Consider the following 14180-nt stretch of genomic DNA (forward strand, 5'->3'; position numbering starts at 1 on the left):
CGCACTGCCAGTGATTACAGGAGTTTAAGCATGAAGCGCGCGTCTCTAATAACATTAAGCCTTATCGGCGCTTACAGCGTCATTCAGAGTGCCTGGGCGGCCGATTATCCATTACCGCCGGCGGGCAGTCGTCTCATCGGTCAGAATCAGACTTATGTCGTGCAACCTCAGGATCGTAATTTGCAGGCCATCGGCCGTCATTTTGACACCGGCGCGATGCTGCTTGTCGAAGCCAACGATACCATGGCGCCGGTACCCGCCCCGGGCACTACCCTGACCATTCCGACGCAGATGCTGCTGCCGGACAGCCCGCGGGAGGGGATCATCGTCAACCTGGCGGAGCTGCGTCTCTATTTTTATCCGCCGGGAAAAGACATTGTACAGGTCTTCCCGATTGGTATCGGTCAACAGGGGCTGGAAACGCCCGTCGCCGAGACGCGCGTCAGCCAGAAGATCCCCAATCCTACCTGGACGCCGCCTGCGGGCATACGCGCGCGTTCTAAAGCGAAGGGCATTGAGTTGCCCGCCGTGGTGCCAGCAGGCCCTTATAACCCTCTGGGGCGCTATGCGCTGCGTCTGGGGCTGGGCAACGGCGAATATCTCATTCACGGCACCAACGCTCAGGACAGCGTAGGCCTGCGCGTCAGCTCCGGCTGCATTCGTATGGGCGCGCCGGATATCGAAGCGCTGTTCTCCCAGGTAAACACCGGGACGCCGGTGCGCATCATCAACGAACCGGTTAAATACTCTGTTGAGCCGGATGGCCGCCACTATATCGAAGTGCACCGCCCGCTGGCCTCCACCCTTGAGGAGAACACCCAGACGGTGCCGATCACGCTGACCGCCACCTTCGGCGATTTTATTCGTCAGGCGGGCGGGGATCAGACGGCGATTGATAAGGCGATGGTGCGCCGTGCCGGTTACCCGGTGGCGATCCCTGCCGCAAAGAACGCGCAGGCAAACCCGACAGCCGTACTGTCAGCAAAGAATGGTGATCCGGCGGTGGCGAACGAGAACGGGAAAGTGATGACGCAGTAACGGAAGGTAAATCGCAGGCAAAAAAAATGGCGCACAATGTGCGCCATTTTATTACAGGAACTCTTACTTACGGTAAGAGTGAGCCTGGTTGTCCAGACGCTGGTTAGCGCGAGCTGCGTCGTCTTTAGCAGCCTGAACGTCAGAACGGATTGCGTTCACGTCGTTGCTCAGCTGGTCAACTTTAGCGTTCAGAGTCTGAACGTCAGAAGACAGCTGATCGATTTTAGCATTGCTGGAGCAACCAGCCAGCAGAGTAGAACCCAGGATTACCGCGCCCAGTACCAGTTTAGTACGATTCATTATTAATACCCTCTAGATTGAGTTAATCTCCATGTAGCGTTACAAGTATTACACAAACTTTTTTATATTGAGAATATTTTTTTGTTGGGAATACCCTTAAATTTGACTGTTCGCTCAAAGAAACACCGACTTTGCGGGCGCACAGAAAAAAACTGTGTGAAAACAGACCGCTTTCATCGGATTCATCTTAGAAAAAAGTCAGTTAAATAGTGCATTTCGATTTGCACTTATTGAAAATCGTTATTGGATGAATAAAAAAAAGCGCCACAAGGGCGCTTTTTTAATCAGATTAATTTGTACGGCAATTATTACAGCACGTGCACAGAAGCAGTATTGGTTGTGCCGCTTGGAACCAGCGCGCCGGAAACCATTACCACAACTTCACCTTTCTGAGCCAGGCCGCTTTCCAGCGCCACTTCTTTACCCAGACGGTAGAAATCGTCCGTGGAGGAGATCTCTTTCACCAGCTGCGCGGTAACGCCTTTGCTGAGCACCAGCTGACGGGCGGTAACTTCGTTAGTGGTCAGCGCCAGGATGGTGGCATCCGGGAAGTATTTACGGATAGCGCGCGCAGATTTACCGCCCTGGGTCGCCACCACGATCAGCGGAGCAGCCAGTTTTTCGGCAGTTTCAACGGCACCACGGCACACGGCTTCGGTGATGCGCAGTTTACGGCTGTCGTTGGTGAACTCCAGACGGCTGGTCATCACGCGGTCAGTACGCTCGCAGATGGTCGCCATGATGGAGACGGCTTCCAGCGGGTATTTACCCTTGGCAGACTCACCAGACAGCATTACGGCATCGGTACCGTCCAGGATGGCGTTAGCCACATCGCCTGCTTCCGCACGGGTCGGACGCGGGTTTTTGATCATGGAATCCAGCATCTGGGTCGCGGTGATCACCACTTTACGGGCGCGGATACATTTTTCGATCATCATCTTCTGCGCGAAGATCACTTCTTCAACCGGGATCTCAACGCCCAGGTCGCCACGCGCAACCATGATGCCGTCAGAGGCTTCGAGGATTTCGTCGAAGTTGTTCAGGCCTTCCTGGTTTTCGATTTTGGAGATGATCTGGATGTGCTCGCCGCCGTGCGCTTTCAGGTGCTCACGGATTTCCACCACGTCAGAACGCTTACGGATAAAGGATGCTGCAACGAAGTCAACGCCTTGCTCGCAGCCAAAGATCAGGTCCTGTTTGTCTTTTTCTGCCAGCGCAGGCAGGGCGATGGAAACGCCCGGCAGGTTAACGCCTTTGTTCTCGCCCAGGTCGCCGTTGTTCAGCACTTTACAGATAACTTTGTTGCCTTCGATGGCGGTCACTTCCATACCGATCAGACCATCGTCAACCAGTACGGTGTTGCCAACGGACAGGTCATTGGTGAAGCCTTCGTAAGTGACAGCAACGATATCGCTGTTACCCACAACGGTTTTGTCCGTGGTGAAAGTGAAGGTCTGACCTGCTTTCAGGGAGACGTCATTACCGCCTTCCAGCTTGATGGTACGGATTTCCGGACCTTTGGTGTCCAGCAGGATGGCGGCTTTCTTGCCGGTTTTGCTCATCACGTTGCGCAAGTTTTTGATGCGCTGACCGTGTTCAGCATAGTCGCCGTGAGAGAAGTTCAGACGCATCACGTTCATGCCGGCGTCCAGCATTTTGGTCAGCATCTCTTCTGATTCGGTTTTTGGGCCGATTGTGCAAACAATTTTGGTCTTTTTCATGACAGTCTTAGTCTTTAAGTTGAGAAGGATATGGAAATAACGCTCCGGGGGCGCACCGCCGCGGAGTCAAACCGGTGTTGCGAAAGTTTTGCGATGTCACGTCATAAGAATAGGTGACATCAAAAAAAGCGTGCAGAGGAATATGTGCTTGTGTATCAGCCCAGGGGGGAATGAGTCGCTGTGATAGTTGAATATTACAGTTCAATGAGCTGAAACCATTCAAGAGTCTATTGGCGCGCATTATACGATGAAAAACAGTCAAAAGGAAAATGAAAACAGCGTTTCAAAATGCATCTGTGCAGATTCACAACGAAGTGTTATCAAGGTGTTAAGTAAAGACAGAAATAATTTCAGGCACTTAATAAAATTAACAGGCCCGACGGGGTAAAACCCGATGGGCCTGTTGCTCTCGTCTTATACTTTAACCAGCCTTGAGACCAGCGCCACGCCCACCATTGCGATGGCCACCACCACAAAGGCAGCGCTCAGGCTGCTGTGATGCGCAATCCCGCCGATACTTGCCGGGCCCGCCAGCACGCCCATGTAGCCGAGCGTAGTGACGGCAGGCACCGCCAGCACCTGCGGCATGGCTGTCTGACGTCCGATTGCTGAAAACATCACTGGCACGATGTTTGCGCAACCCAGGCCGATCAGCGCGTAACCCGTCAGCGACAGCGCCCAGGCATCAGACGCCACCGTCAATAACAGGCCAGCGGCGGCCAGCAGCGCGCCGACAAAGACCACCGGCTGCTGGCCGAGACGGGCGACAACGCGGTCGCCGGTTAACCGCCCCAGCGTCATGGTGGCGGCGAAGCAGGCAAAACCCAGCCCGCCGCGCGCTTCCGGCAGCCCGCGGTATTCGGTGAGGAACACCGCGCTCCAGTCCAGCACCGCCCCTTCCGCCAGAAACACCACGAAGCAGATACCGCCAAGCAGCAGCACGATACCGTGCGGCACCGCAAAGGCCGGACCTTCCTGCGGATTCGCGTAGCTGAGAAAACCGCGCACGCACACCAGCAGTAACGCTATCACAATAAGGGTGGTGGCAAGACTGGCCGCCTGGGCGGAAAGCCCCAGCGACATCATGCCGCTCATCGCACCGGCACCGGCAATCCCTCCCACGCTGTAAAAGCCGTGAAAACCGGACATCAGCGGACGGGGAGACGCTTTTTCGACAATGATCGCCTGTACGTTCATCGCGCAGTCAGTAGTGCCGATACCAATACCGAACAGCAGCAGCGCCAGCGCCAGCAGTCGCGCATCCTGGGTTATCGCCAGCAGCGGCAGAATGGCGCAGAAAATCAGCACCGACACCACCATCACCCGACGACAGCCAAAGCGGGCGGTCAGCGCGCCGGTAAGCGGCATAGCCACCAGCGCGCCGCCGCCGAGGCACAGCAGCAGCAGGCCTAACGTGCCGTCGCTGACGCCGGTATTGTACTTGGCGAAGGGCACCAGTGCCGCCCAGGCCGCGGTGGCAAAGCCCGCCATAAAGAAGACAATGCGCGTCGCCCGCTGCTCGTTTCTGCCGGGCAGTGCGCGCGACGCACCACCGGTAGCGGGTAATTCCAGGGCTGCGTTTTTATTGCTCATAGACATCCTGTAAAACCATCAGCTGTTAAGAATTTTCAGCGCTTCGTCATGCAGACGCGAGCAGCCGGACGCCAGAATACGGCCACCGGCTTCCGGGCGATCGCCCGACAGCGTGGTGACCACGCCGCCCGCCTGTTCGACGATCGGAACGAAGGCCACAATATCGTAAGGTTGCAGCGCATATTCCAGACAAAGATCGATTTGACCGGCTGCCAGCATCGCCATCGCATAGCACTCCCCGCCGTAGCGGGTCATCAGGGTCGCGCTGTGCAGCGCCGCAAAGTTCACGTCCGGGGTGTGGCCAATCGGCTCCGGCGAGGTGGTATGCAAAATCGCCTGATTAAGCGACAGTCCTTTGCGGGTGGTCATGACACCGCTGCCCTGCGGACCGCTGCGCCAGGCCTGTTTCCCGTCCGCCCAGAAGCGTTCGCCGGTAAAGGGCTGGCCCATCATGCCCAGCTGACCGCGACCTTCCACCGTCAGGCCGATCAGCGTGCCCCACACCGGCAGACCGCACAGAAACGGGCGGGTGCCGTCCACCGGATCCAGCACCCATTGCAGCGGGCCGTCGCCGGTCGTCCCAAACTCTTCGCCCATGATGGCATGGGAAGGGTAGCGTTCATTGATAATGGCGCGCATCACGCGCTCGGCTTCACGATCGGCGTCAGTTACCGGATCAAAGCGAAAGCTCTCTTTGGGTTTGGAGCCGACATGCAGATTTAAGCCGGAACGAAAACGCGGCAGCGTCTCTTTATCGGCGGCATCGGCCAGTTCATGGAGGAAATCGACATCGGGCAGGGAATGGTTCATGTTTCGATCCTTTTAAGCGTGAACAACGGCAAGGCGCAGAGTATTTTTCTGCTTGTTTGTGCTCGATTATGCGCGATTGTGTGCAAGAGTACAAACGGCCCTGCGCATTATTTTTGTTCAGCTGGCGAGGATCACGTCCAGTTTTTTACTGCGCAGCGCTTTCAGCGCCTGTTCGCTCACGGCGTCATCGATCACCAGCGTCGTGATCTCTTCGCTGGTGGCGACCTGATAACGGGCAAGAGTAGCGATTTTATCGGCGGTCAGGGTGACGATGATGTCGCTGCTGCGCGTCACCAGACATTTTTTGAATTCGGCATCGTCATACTCAAACACCGTCACGCCTTCGTCCGCGTCAAAAGCGCAGGCGCCAAGCAGACACTGATCGAAAAACATTTTTTCGATGTGGCGCAGGGTATCAATACCGGTCGCGCCGCCCGTCTCTTTATTGATCCGCCCGCCGGGAAAGATGATTTCCACCGCCTCATGGTGCATCAATTCAGCGGCGATTAACGGGGAATTGGTGACGGCGGTAAGGATAATACCGGGAGGCAACTGGCGGGCGATGGCGAGATTAGTCGTCCCGGCATCAAAAAAAACGCAGCTTTCGGGTTTGATCAGCGACACCGCGCGGCGGGCGAGCTGTTCTTTTTTATCGCTGTTAAGGTTTTCGCGTTTTAGAAAATTACCGGAAGGGGGAAGCACGCTGACCGCGCCGCCATAAACACGCTTGCACAGGCCAAGACTGGCCAGCTCTTTCAGGTCGCGGCGGATGGTATGCTCAGAAACGTTAAGCTCCGGCGCAAGCTGGGCGCACACGACTTTGCCGTTGAGGGCTAAAAGCTGCTTTATTTTTTCCTGGCGCTGCTCGGGAAATTCGGCGTAATCAAACATAGTGGCCCACTGAAATTATCACAGGTACGCATAAGCGAGCATGATGGGATAAAGCAGTCAGGGAGTCAAACAGGAAGAAAAGGGAGAGTATTGCTGAATGGTGCGTCCGAGTGGACTCGAACCACCGACCCCCACCATGTCAAGGTGGTGCTCTAACCAACTGAGCTACGGACGCACTGTACAGAAAGAATGGTGCGTTCAATTGGACTCGAACCAACGACCCCCACCATGTCAAGGTGGTGCTCTAACCAACTGAGCTATGAACGCATTGTTGTGCTGACAACGGGGACGAATATTAGCGGCAGGGCGCGGCTGTGGCAAGCGGAAAAAAGCAATTTTCATTCTGATTTCACGCGATTGCGGAACAACTGCGCAAAATGTTGAGAAAGTAGCCGCCCTCAGGCGGCCACACTGTACTTAACGCGCCGCGCGGGCGAGGATCACGCCCGAAGGCTGACGTTGCAGGTAACGCATGCGCAGCATCATCAGGATGGCCGCCGAGGTCAGGCCGATGATAAAGCCCATCCAGAAACCGGCAGGGCCCATGCGATCCACCACCAGATCGGTTAGCGCCAGTACATAGCCGCTCGGCAATCCGAGCACCCAGTAGGCGGTAAAGGTAATAAAGAAGATGGAGCGCGTATCTTTATAGCCACGCAGAATACCGCTGCCGACCACCTGGATGGAATCGGAAAGCTGATACACCGCCGCCATCAGCATTAACTGCGAGGCTAGATGCACCACTTCCGGATTGTCGTTATACAGCAGGGCAATATCTTCCCGCAGCGCGACGGTGAAGATCGCGGTGACGACCGCCATGCAGACGCCTACCGCCAGCCCGGTTCGCGCGGCGGTTTGCGCATCCAGCGTCGAGCCCTGGCCCAGGCGATAACCCACGCGAATGGTGACCGCTGCCGCCAGCGACATCGGCAGGACGAACATCAGCGAGCTGAAGTTAAGGGCGATCTGGTGCCCGGCCACATCGACAATGCCAAGGGGCGACACCAGCAGCGCCACCACGGCGAACAGCGTCACCTCAAAGAACAGCGCGAGGGCGATGGGCAGCCCCAGTTGCGCCAGGCGCAGCAGCACGGCGGGATCCGGTTTGCCAAAACGCATATCGTTACGGATGTCGCGCATGGAGCGCGCGCGCTTAATGTAGGAGACCATGCAGACGAACATCATCCAGTACACCGTTGCCGTCGCCACGCCGCAGCCGACGCCGCCCATCTCAGGCATACCGAAATGACCATAAATCAGCACATAGTTGATGGGGATATTCACCAGCAGGCCGAGAAAACCAAACACCATGCCGGGCTTGGTTTTCGCCAGCCCTTCACACTGGTTACGCGCCACCTGGAAGAACAGATAGCCAGGCGCGCCCCACAGCAGGGCGCGCAGATAGCGCACCGCTTTGTCCGCCAGTTCGGGATCGATATTGTGCATCGCATGAATGATATGACCCGCGTTCCACAGCACGATCATGATCAGCACCGACACGCCGCCCGCCAGCCAGAAACCCTGGCGTACCTGGTGGGCAATACGGTCGCGGCGGCCGGAGCCGTTCAGTTGCGCAACCGTCGGCGTCAGCGCCAGCAGCAGCCCATGACCAAAAAGAATGGCGGGCAGCCAGATAGAGGTACCAATAGCCACCGCCGCCATGTCGGTGGCGCTGTAGCCGCCCGCCATCACGGTATCGACGAAACCCATCGCGGTCTGGGCGATTTGCGCAATGATCACCGGGATTGCCAGTGCTAATAACTGACGCGCTTCAAGAAAGTACTTCTGCACGTGAACACCTGTTGAATTGTAGTTATATGAAAAACTGAATAGCCGCCGTTACTGGCAGCAAAAGATTTGCAGGAGAAATAACCAGTACATTGTAGCGGGGAAATGCGATTAATCCAGAGAAAAAACAGCGTAATAAGTGCCGAGACTGGCAACCTCATTTTTCACCTGTTATTGTGCTGGTATAAACTCGGTTAACCGAATTAATGATACAGGAGCACCAGGCATGTTTACCGGTATTGTACAGGGCACGGCAAAAGTGGTGTCCATTGATGAGAAACCCAATTTCCGCACGCACGTCGTGGCGCTGCCAGACACCATGCTGGATGGTCTGGAGACGGGCGCGTCCGTGGCGCACAACGGTTGCTGCCTGACCGTAACGGAAATTAACGGCAACCTTATCAGTTTCGACTTAATGAAAGAGACGCTGCGTATTACCAATCTCGGTGAATTAGCCCCCGGCGATTATGTGAATGTTGAGCGTGCGGCAAAATTCAGCGATGAAATTGGCGGACATTTAATGTCAGGTCATATTATCACTACCGCGGAAGTGGTTAAGATCCTGGCGTCAGAAAATAATCGTCAGATCTGGTTTAAAGTCCAGGATCCGACGCTGATGAAGTATATTCTTTATAAAGGATTTATCGGTATTGACGGTATTAGCCTGACGGTAGGCGAGGTGACGCCGACGCGCTTTTGCGTGCACCTGATCCCGGAAACGCTGGAGCGCACCACGCTCAGCAGCAAAAAACTGGGCAGCCGCGTCAATATCGAAATCGATCCCCAGACCCAGGCGGTGGTGGACACCGTCGAACGCGTAATGGCGGCCCGGGTGGTGGTGGTTGAGCGCGACGAGTAAATTCCACAAAAAACCCCGGCAAGCCGGGGTTTTTTATCAACGCGCCACACGCAGGCCGTTTTCCACGCCCCGGCTGAACACCACCTGCCAGAGCTGAATATCCCGCGCGCGGAACGCCCCCGCACAGGCATTGAGATAGTAGCTGAACATCCTTCTGAAACGATCAGAATAATTGCCGGCAATCTCCGGCCAGGCGGCCTGAAAACGGCTGTGCCAGGCCATCAGCGTTTTATCATAATCCGAACCGAAGTTATGCCAGTCTTCCATCACAAAATGCGGCTCGCTGGCGGTGGCGATCTGCCGCACCGACGGCAGGCAGCCGTTAGGGAAGATGTACTTATTGATCCAGGGATCGACGTGGTGGTCGGTTTTATTCGAGCCGATAGTGTGCAGTAAAAACAGGCCGTCAGGTTTCAGATTGCGATCGACAACCTCAAAATAGGTGGCGTAGTTTTTAGGACCAACGTGTTCGAACATGCCGACAGAGACGATGCGGTCAAACTGCTCGTTAAGATCGCGATAATCCTGGAGCAAAATAGTCACATCGAGATCCTGACAGCGTTCCTGCGCCATTTTTTGCTGTTCCGCAGAAATCGTCACGCCCACCACGCTGACGTCATAGTGCTGCGCCATGTACTGCGCAAGCCCACCCCAGCCACAGCCGATGTCGAGCACACGCATTCCGGGCTGGAGCTGTAGCTTTTCGCAAATCAGTTTTAGCTTGGCAAGCTGGGCGTCTGCCAGCGTCGTGGCATCCTTCCAGTAGGCGCAAGAGTATTGCATTTGCGGATCCAGCATGCGGCTGAACAGATCATTACCCAAATCGTAATGCTCTTTGCCGACGATCCATGCCCGGCGCTTGCTCTGCAAATTAAATAATCTGGCGCCCGCTATACGCAGTGTATCTTTGAGATGGTGCGGGAGCTGGTTTTCAAGACCGGCACGCAGGACGTTGTTGAAGAAAATGTCCAGCCGTTCGCAATCCCACCAGCCGTCCATATAACTTTCACCCAGCCCCAGCGATCCTTCCTGCAGCACGCGTTTAAAAAAATGAGGATTTTTGACCTGAATATCTGCCGGGGACGAACCGTTGATTGTGATCCCCGCCCGGCCAAGCAGTTCGCTTACGATACGAAACCAGTCATCATCCCGTATGTTAACGTCTTCTATGCACGATGAACTCATAGCTTCTCCATCACCTGTATGTGATCAGAACCTTCAAACAGCGTAGTCGCTTTTTAGGGTTTGTGAGAAATCTCACGGAATGGTCCGCGAGCCAGAAATCCGACGTAGAACAGAGGAAGGGAGATTACCCTTGCCGAAAAGGCCATCCGTGGTGAGAGAGGCGTCATCCTGCGCCTGTTACTGCATAATATTTATCGTAATTATATGTGCCGGAAATGAGTATAGGCCTCAGATCCGGCAGATACAATAGTAAATTCTTAGCAACCTAATCACTGGTTTGTAACATAGTTGCCCGGTGAACTATGCAGAGGCGGTTTCAGCATCCGCGTCTGTTACACCATGACGCTGCATCCGGTAACCGGCAGCGGCCAGTAATACGGTGATCAGCATTACGCTGGTGGTGGTCAACAGCGGCGTGCCGATAAGCGCGGACACCACCAGACTGGCAAGGAAACAGAGCCCCAGTTGCAGGGTATTTTGCAGCGCCGCCGCACGTCCGGTCGCCTGCGGGAACGGGCGCAGCGCCTGGGCCACCACAATGGGATAAATGGCGCCGTTCGCCATTGCCATCACGCAGAAGGGCACCAGCAGCGCAGTGAGGGATTGACCCGCCACCAGCCCGGCTATCCAGGTACCCGCCACGCTCAGACCGTAGAACACCAGCAGCCACGGCAGTAACTTTTTACCCTGCCACTTTTGCAGCGCTGCGCGGCATCCATAGCCGCCGATCAGAAAGGCGATGGTTTGCGGCACATAGCTCAGGCCAATGGCCGCCGGGCCGTAGCCCATTTCGCTGAGGATAAAGGGCGAGCCGGTCAGCCAGGCGAAGAAGCTGGCGGAGCAGGCGGCGTAGATCAGCACGTTACCGCGGTAATCCCGGGAACGGAGCAGGGTGGCAAAGGTCAGCGGCACGTCGCTGCTGGTGGTTTTTTTTACCACCGGCTTCAGGCGCAGCGCGGGCAGCATCAGCACCAGCGTAATGACAAACAGCGTCATAAAAATCATTTGCCAGGAAAAATGCGCGAGGATCCAGCTGCCCAGCAGCGGCGCAAGGGCCGGAGAGAGACCCACCAGCGGCATAATGGTGGCGAAGATACGATTAGTGCGGTGTGCCGGATAGTGATCCGTCACCAGCGCCTGCCAGGTGACGGCGGCGGCGCAGACGCCGATCGCCTGGATAAAACGCAGCACCAGCAGCCAGGTGGCGTCGCGCACCCACAGCATGCCCAGACAGCCGACGGCAAAGAGCGCCAGACCGCTTAACAGCACCGGGCGGCGACCATAAGTATCGGACAGCGGACCCCACGCCAGTTGCGCAACCGCAAATCCGGCTAAAAACAGACTCAGGCTGGCGCTGACAGCAGCCGCCGGGGTTTGAAGATCATTCTGAATAACGGCGAAGGCGGGTAAATACATATCTGTAGCCAGAAAGCCCAGTACGCTTAACCCCGCCAGCCAGACTAAAAATCCTTTTCCAGGTTTCATGTCACGTTCTCTTGTTTTGGCAGGTGAGCAGAGCGGCAGAGTGTAGGGAGTGCAATGACGGTTGTGAAACGCTAATATTTGCACATTGCATTCAAAAAATTTGCAGGCAGAACATGTGGTCAGAATATTCACTGGAAGTGGTTGATGCGGTGGCACGAACCGGCAGCTTCAGCGCCGCCGCGCAGGAACTCCACCGGGTCCCATCGGCGGTGAGCTATACGGTGCGGCAGCTGGAAGAGTGGCTGGCGGTGCCACTGTTCGAGCGCCGTCACCGTGACGTGGTGCTTACTCCCGCCGGACGCTGGTTTTTAAAGGAAGGGCGATCTGTTATCAAAAAAATGCAGATCACCCGTCAGCAGTGTCAGCAGATCGCCAACGGCTGGCGGGGGCAGTTATCCATCGCGGTGGACAATATCGTTAAGCCCGAACGTAGCAGGCAAATGATCGTCGATTTCTACCGCCACTTTCAGGATGTGGAGCTGATCGTCTTTCAGGAAGTATTCAACGGCGTGTGGGACGCGCTGGCGGATGGCCGCGTGGAACTGGCGATTGGCGCGACCCAGGCGGTGCCGGTGGGCGGGCGCTACGCCTTCCGGGATATGGGGAAATTGAGCTGGAAGTGCGTGGTATCCCGTGAACACCCGCTGGCGGCGATGGACGGGCCGCTGAGCGATGACACCTTGCGCAACTGGCCGTCGCTGGTGCGCGAGGACACCTCCCGCTCGCTGCCCAAGCGTATTACCTGGCTGCTGGATAACCAGCGGCGCATCATCGCGCCCGATTGGGAATCCTCGGCGGCCTGTTTGTCGGCGGGATTGTGTATCGGCATGGTACCGGCGCATTTTGCCAGGCCCTGGCTTGATCGCGGAGAGTGGGTGGCGCTGCCGCTTGAAAATCCCTTCCCGGATGCCGCCTGTTGCCTGACGTGGCAGCAAAAGGATAATTCGCCCGCCTTAAGCTGGCTGCTGGATTATTTAGGAGACAGCGAGACGCTGAATAAAGAGTGGTTGCGGGAGCCAGAGTGACTGGCTCCCGGCAGGCTTAGCGGCGATAGTCGCGGAACGGGCCGTCGGCGACCGAGCGGCGTTCGATGAGACGCGGGTGCACCTCAATGGATTGCGACTCTTCACGCTTGCTGACGATCCTGTCCATCAGCATATTGAAGGCCGTTTCGCCCAGCGAGTCTTTCGGCTGGTGAATGGTGGTCAGCGCCGGGGTGAAGAAACGGGCGTTGCGCACGTTGTCATAACCAATCAGCGACACGTCCTGCGGCACGCGCAGACCCATTTCATCAGCCCCGCAGAGCGCGCCCATCGCCATCACGTCGCCGCCGCAGAAGACTGCGGTCGGACGATGCGGCTGGGAGAGGATCTGCTGCATGGCGCGGTAGCCGGATTCCGGCTCAAAGTCGCCCTGCACGATCCAGTTTTCCGGCACCTTAATCAGCGCTTCTTCCATCGCTTTCATAAAGCCCGCCAGACGGCCCGCGCCGGTGTTACGCTCAAGCGGGCCCGGAATGACGCCGATTTCACGGTGGCCGCGTTCGATCAGATACCGGCCCGCCATATAGCCGCCTTCAAAGGCGTTATCGATCACCGAATCGGTAAAGTCCGCTTTCGCTTCGCCCCAGTCCATCACCACCATCGGGATATGACGGTACTCTTCCAGCATGCGCAACAGCGGGTCCGGGTATTCAGAACACATCACCATCAGGCCGTCGACGCGCTTTTGCGCCATCATCGACAGATAAGCGCGCTGCTTTTCAAGATTGTTCCAGGCGTTGCCGAGGATCAGGGTATAGCCCTTCTGGAAGCAGTTTTTCTCAACAGCTTCAATGATTTCGGCAAAGTAGGGCGCTTCGCTGCTGGTCGCCAGCAAGCCAATCGACTTGGTATGGTTAACCTTCAGACTGCGCGCCACCGCGCTCGGGGAATAATGCAGCTCTTTGATAGCTGCCCACACCGCGTTGCGCGTTTCTTCCGCAACAAAACGGGTTTTGTTAATAACATGTGATACGGTTGTAGTGGAAACGTTTGCGCGTTTCGCTACATCTTTAATTGTTGCCATTAGATCTCACTCCAGACCATATCTTAAGCTCCTGATACTGCTACAGGTAAACGTTTGCCTTAAAAAACCCTTCGCGCAACATTTTCAGGTTGCGATACGCCGGGAAAACAACACAGGACGTCAGGAGGGGTCAGTGGCCGGTACGCGAATAAATTTAGCGTGGAATTCTGGCTGATCTTGATGAAAAGGGGAAGCCTAAAAATGGTTATCAATCTAAAACAGAGAAGATTTTTGCGTTTAACTGTGCAAAAATGAGCAATCTCACTTTTTGTGGGGGTTAACAAAGGAGAAAAAATGATGGATAGCAATCTGAAGTATTCGCTGTTTACTACCGTAATCGTGCTCAGCCTGATCGTTGCTGGCGCAATGACTGCCGCTTTTAATTGATCCAGAGCAGGGAGAGCGCTCTCCCTCTCTTTTTCATTCCCGCCGATTGTTATCAA

At 56.0% G+C, this 14180-nt stretch carries 14 protein-coding genes and 2 tRNA genes; 4 read left to right on the plus strand and 12 right to left on the minus strand.

Annotated features, from left to right (window positions below; genetic code table 11):
- The first annotated feature begins 30 nt into the window (after positions 1 to 30).
- Positions 31 to 1038: a L,D-transpeptidase LdtE gene (gene ldtE / locus ACQUTD_RS09255; protein WP_473274781.1), complete on the plus strand. Its 1008-nt coding sequence runs from the start codon at positions 31 to 33 to the stop codon at positions 1036 to 1038.
- 63 nt (positions 1039 to 1101) lie between these two features.
- Here the strand turns inward: ldtE and ACQUTD_RS09260 are convergent, their stop codons facing one another.
- From ACQUTD_RS09260 to mdtK, 9 genes are all read right to left on the minus strand, one after another.
- Positions 1102 to 1338: a major outer membrane lipoprotein gene (locus tag ACQUTD_RS09260; protein ID WP_007374746.1), complete on the minus strand. Its 237-nt coding sequence runs from the start codon at positions 1336 to 1338 to the stop codon at positions 1102 to 1104.
- 308 nt (positions 1339 to 1646) lie between these two features.
- Positions 1647 to 3059: a pyruvate kinase PykF gene (gene pykF, locus ACQUTD_RS09265; protein WP_072568290.1), complete on the minus strand. Its 1413-nt coding sequence runs from the start codon at positions 3057 to 3059 to the stop codon at positions 1647 to 1649.
- Positions 3060 to 3066: 7 nt separating this feature from the next.
- Positions 3067 to 3300 (minus strand): protein YnhH, encoded by a 234-nt coding sequence (gene ynhH, locus ACQUTD_RS09270; protein ID WP_473274777.1) that lies wholly within the window; start codon positions 3298 to 3300, stop codon positions 3067 to 3069.
- Positions 3301 to 3473: 173 nt separating this feature from the next.
- Positions 3474 to 4652, minus strand: a complete 1179-nt coding sequence (locus ACQUTD_RS09275) for an MFS transporter (protein ID WP_318373252.1) — start codon at positions 4650 to 4652, stop codon at positions 3474 to 3476.
- Between the two features lie 18 nt (positions 4653 to 4670).
- Entirely contained in the window at positions 4671 to 5462 is a 792-nt protein-coding gene (locus ACQUTD_RS09280) for an inositol monophosphatase family protein (RefSeq protein ID WP_473274775.1), read from the minus strand.
- 117 nt (positions 5463 to 5579) lie between these two features.
- On the minus strand, positions 5580 to 6353 hold the full coding sequence (locus ACQUTD_RS09285) for a DeoR family transcriptional regulator (protein WP_473274773.1): 774 nt from the start codon (positions 6351 to 6353) through the stop codon (positions 5580 to 5582).
- Positions 6354 to 6451: 98 nt separating this feature from the next.
- Positions 6452 to 6528 (minus strand) — tRNA-Val (locus ACQUTD_RS09290).
- 15 nt (positions 6529 to 6543) lie between these two features.
- Positions 6544 to 6620: transfer RNA gene (locus tag ACQUTD_RS09295), tRNA-Val, on the minus strand.
- 150 nt (positions 6621 to 6770) lie between these two features.
- Positions 6771 to 8144 (minus strand): MdtK family multidrug efflux MATE transporter, encoded by a 1374-nt coding sequence (gene mdtK / locus ACQUTD_RS09300; protein WP_072568294.1) that lies wholly within the window; start codon positions 8142 to 8144, stop codon positions 6771 to 6773.
- 223 nt (positions 8145 to 8367) lie between these two features.
- Here mdtK and ACQUTD_RS09305 point away from each other — a divergent pair, with 223 nt between their 5' ends.
- Positions 8368 to 9000 carry a riboflavin synthase subunit alpha gene (locus tag ACQUTD_RS09305; protein ID WP_318363092.1) on the plus strand — a complete coding sequence of 211 codons (633 nt, stop codon included), beginning with the start codon at positions 8368 to 8370 and terminating at the stop codon, positions 8998 to 9000.
- 36 nt (positions 9001 to 9036) lie between these two features.
- Here ACQUTD_RS09305 and cfa read toward each other — a convergent pair whose 3' ends face one another.
- Together cfa and punC are read right to left on the minus strand one after the other, a co-directional pair.
- Entirely contained in the window at positions 9037 to 10185 is a 1149-nt protein-coding gene (gene cfa, locus ACQUTD_RS09310; RefSeq protein WP_318363091.1) for a cyclopropane fatty acyl phospholipid synthase, read from the minus strand.
- 300 nt (positions 10186 to 10485) lie between these two features.
- On the minus strand, positions 10486 to 11670 hold the full coding sequence (gene punC / locus ACQUTD_RS09315; RefSeq protein WP_473274772.1) for a purine nucleoside transporter PunC: 1185 nt from the start codon (positions 11668 to 11670) through the stop codon (positions 10486 to 10488).
- 113 nt (positions 11671 to 11783) lie between these two features.
- Here punC and punR point away from each other — a divergent pair, with 113 nt between their 5' ends.
- Positions 11784 to 12695, plus strand: coding sequence for a DNA-binding transcriptional activator PunR (punR, locus tag ACQUTD_RS09320; protein ID WP_473274771.1), 912 nt, complete (start codon positions 11784 to 11786; stop codon positions 12693 to 12695).
- A 16-nt stretch (positions 12696 to 12711) separates the two neighbouring features.
- Here punR and purR read toward each other — a convergent pair whose 3' ends face one another.
- Positions 12712 to 13737, minus strand: a complete 1026-nt coding sequence (purR, locus tag ACQUTD_RS09325; protein ID WP_072568299.1) for an HTH-type transcriptional repressor PurR — start codon at positions 13735 to 13737, stop codon at positions 12712 to 12714.
- Positions 13738 to 14031: 294 nt separating this feature from the next.
- Between purR and cydH the strand changes: the two genes are divergently transcribed.
- Positions 14032 to 14124 (plus strand): cytochrome bd-I oxidase subunit CydH, encoded by a 93-nt coding sequence (gene cydH, locus ACQUTD_RS09330; RefSeq protein WP_199775924.1) that lies wholly within the window; start codon positions 14032 to 14034, stop codon positions 14122 to 14124.
- Positions 14125 to 14180 lie beyond the last annotated feature (56 nt).

The organism is Enterobacter sp. K510 (assembly GCF_055804875.1).

Bases quoted from the DNA above. Each gene is read 5' to 3' on its own strand.
- ynhH (WP_473274777.1), bottom strand. From the start codon at position 3,300: ATGCGCGCCAATAGACTCTTGAATGGTTTCAGCTCATTGAACTGTAAT.
- purR (WP_072568299.1), bottom strand. From the start codon at position 13,737: ATGGCAACAATTAAAGATGTAGCGAAACGCGCAAACGTTTCCACTACA.
- ACQUTD_RS09280 (WP_473274775.1), bottom strand. From the start codon at position 5,462: ATGAACCATTCCCTGCCCGATGTCGATTTCCTCCATGAACTGGCCGAT.
- cfa (WP_318363091.1), bottom strand. From the start codon at position 10,185: ATGAGTTCATCGTGCATAGAAGACGTTAACATACGGGATGATGACTGG.
- ACQUTD_RS09305 (WP_318363092.1), top strand. From the start codon at position 8,368: ATGTTTACCGGTATTGTACAGGGCACGGCAAAAGTGGTGTCCATTGAT.
- ldtE (WP_473274781.1), top strand. From the start codon at position 31: ATGAAGCGCGCGTCTCTAATAACATTAAGCCTTATCGGCGCTTACAGC.
- punR (WP_473274771.1), top strand. From the start codon at position 11,784: ATGTGGTCAGAATATTCACTGGAAGTGGTTGATGCGGTGGCACGAACC.
- cydH (WP_199775924.1), top strand. From the start codon at position 14,032: ATGATGGATAGCAATCTGAAGTATTCGCTGTTTACTACCGTAATCGTG.
- pykF (WP_072568290.1), bottom strand. From the start codon at position 3,059: ATGAAAAAGACCAAAATTGTTTGCACAATCGGCCCAAAAACCGAATCA.
- ACQUTD_RS09275 (WP_318373252.1), bottom strand. From the start codon at position 4,652: ATGAGCAATAAAAACGCAGCCCTGGAATTACCCGCTACCGGTGGTGCG.
- ACQUTD_RS09285 (WP_473274773.1), bottom strand. From the start codon at position 6,353: ATGTTTGATTACGCCGAATTTCCCGAGCAGCGCCAGGAAAAAATAAAG.
- ACQUTD_RS09260 (WP_007374746.1), bottom strand. From the start codon at position 1,338: ATGAATCGTACTAAACTGGTACTGGGCGCGGTAATCCTGGGTTCTACT.
- punC (WP_473274772.1), bottom strand. From the start codon at position 11,670: ATGAAACCTGGAAAAGGATTTTTAGTCTGGCTGGCGGGGTTAAGCGTA.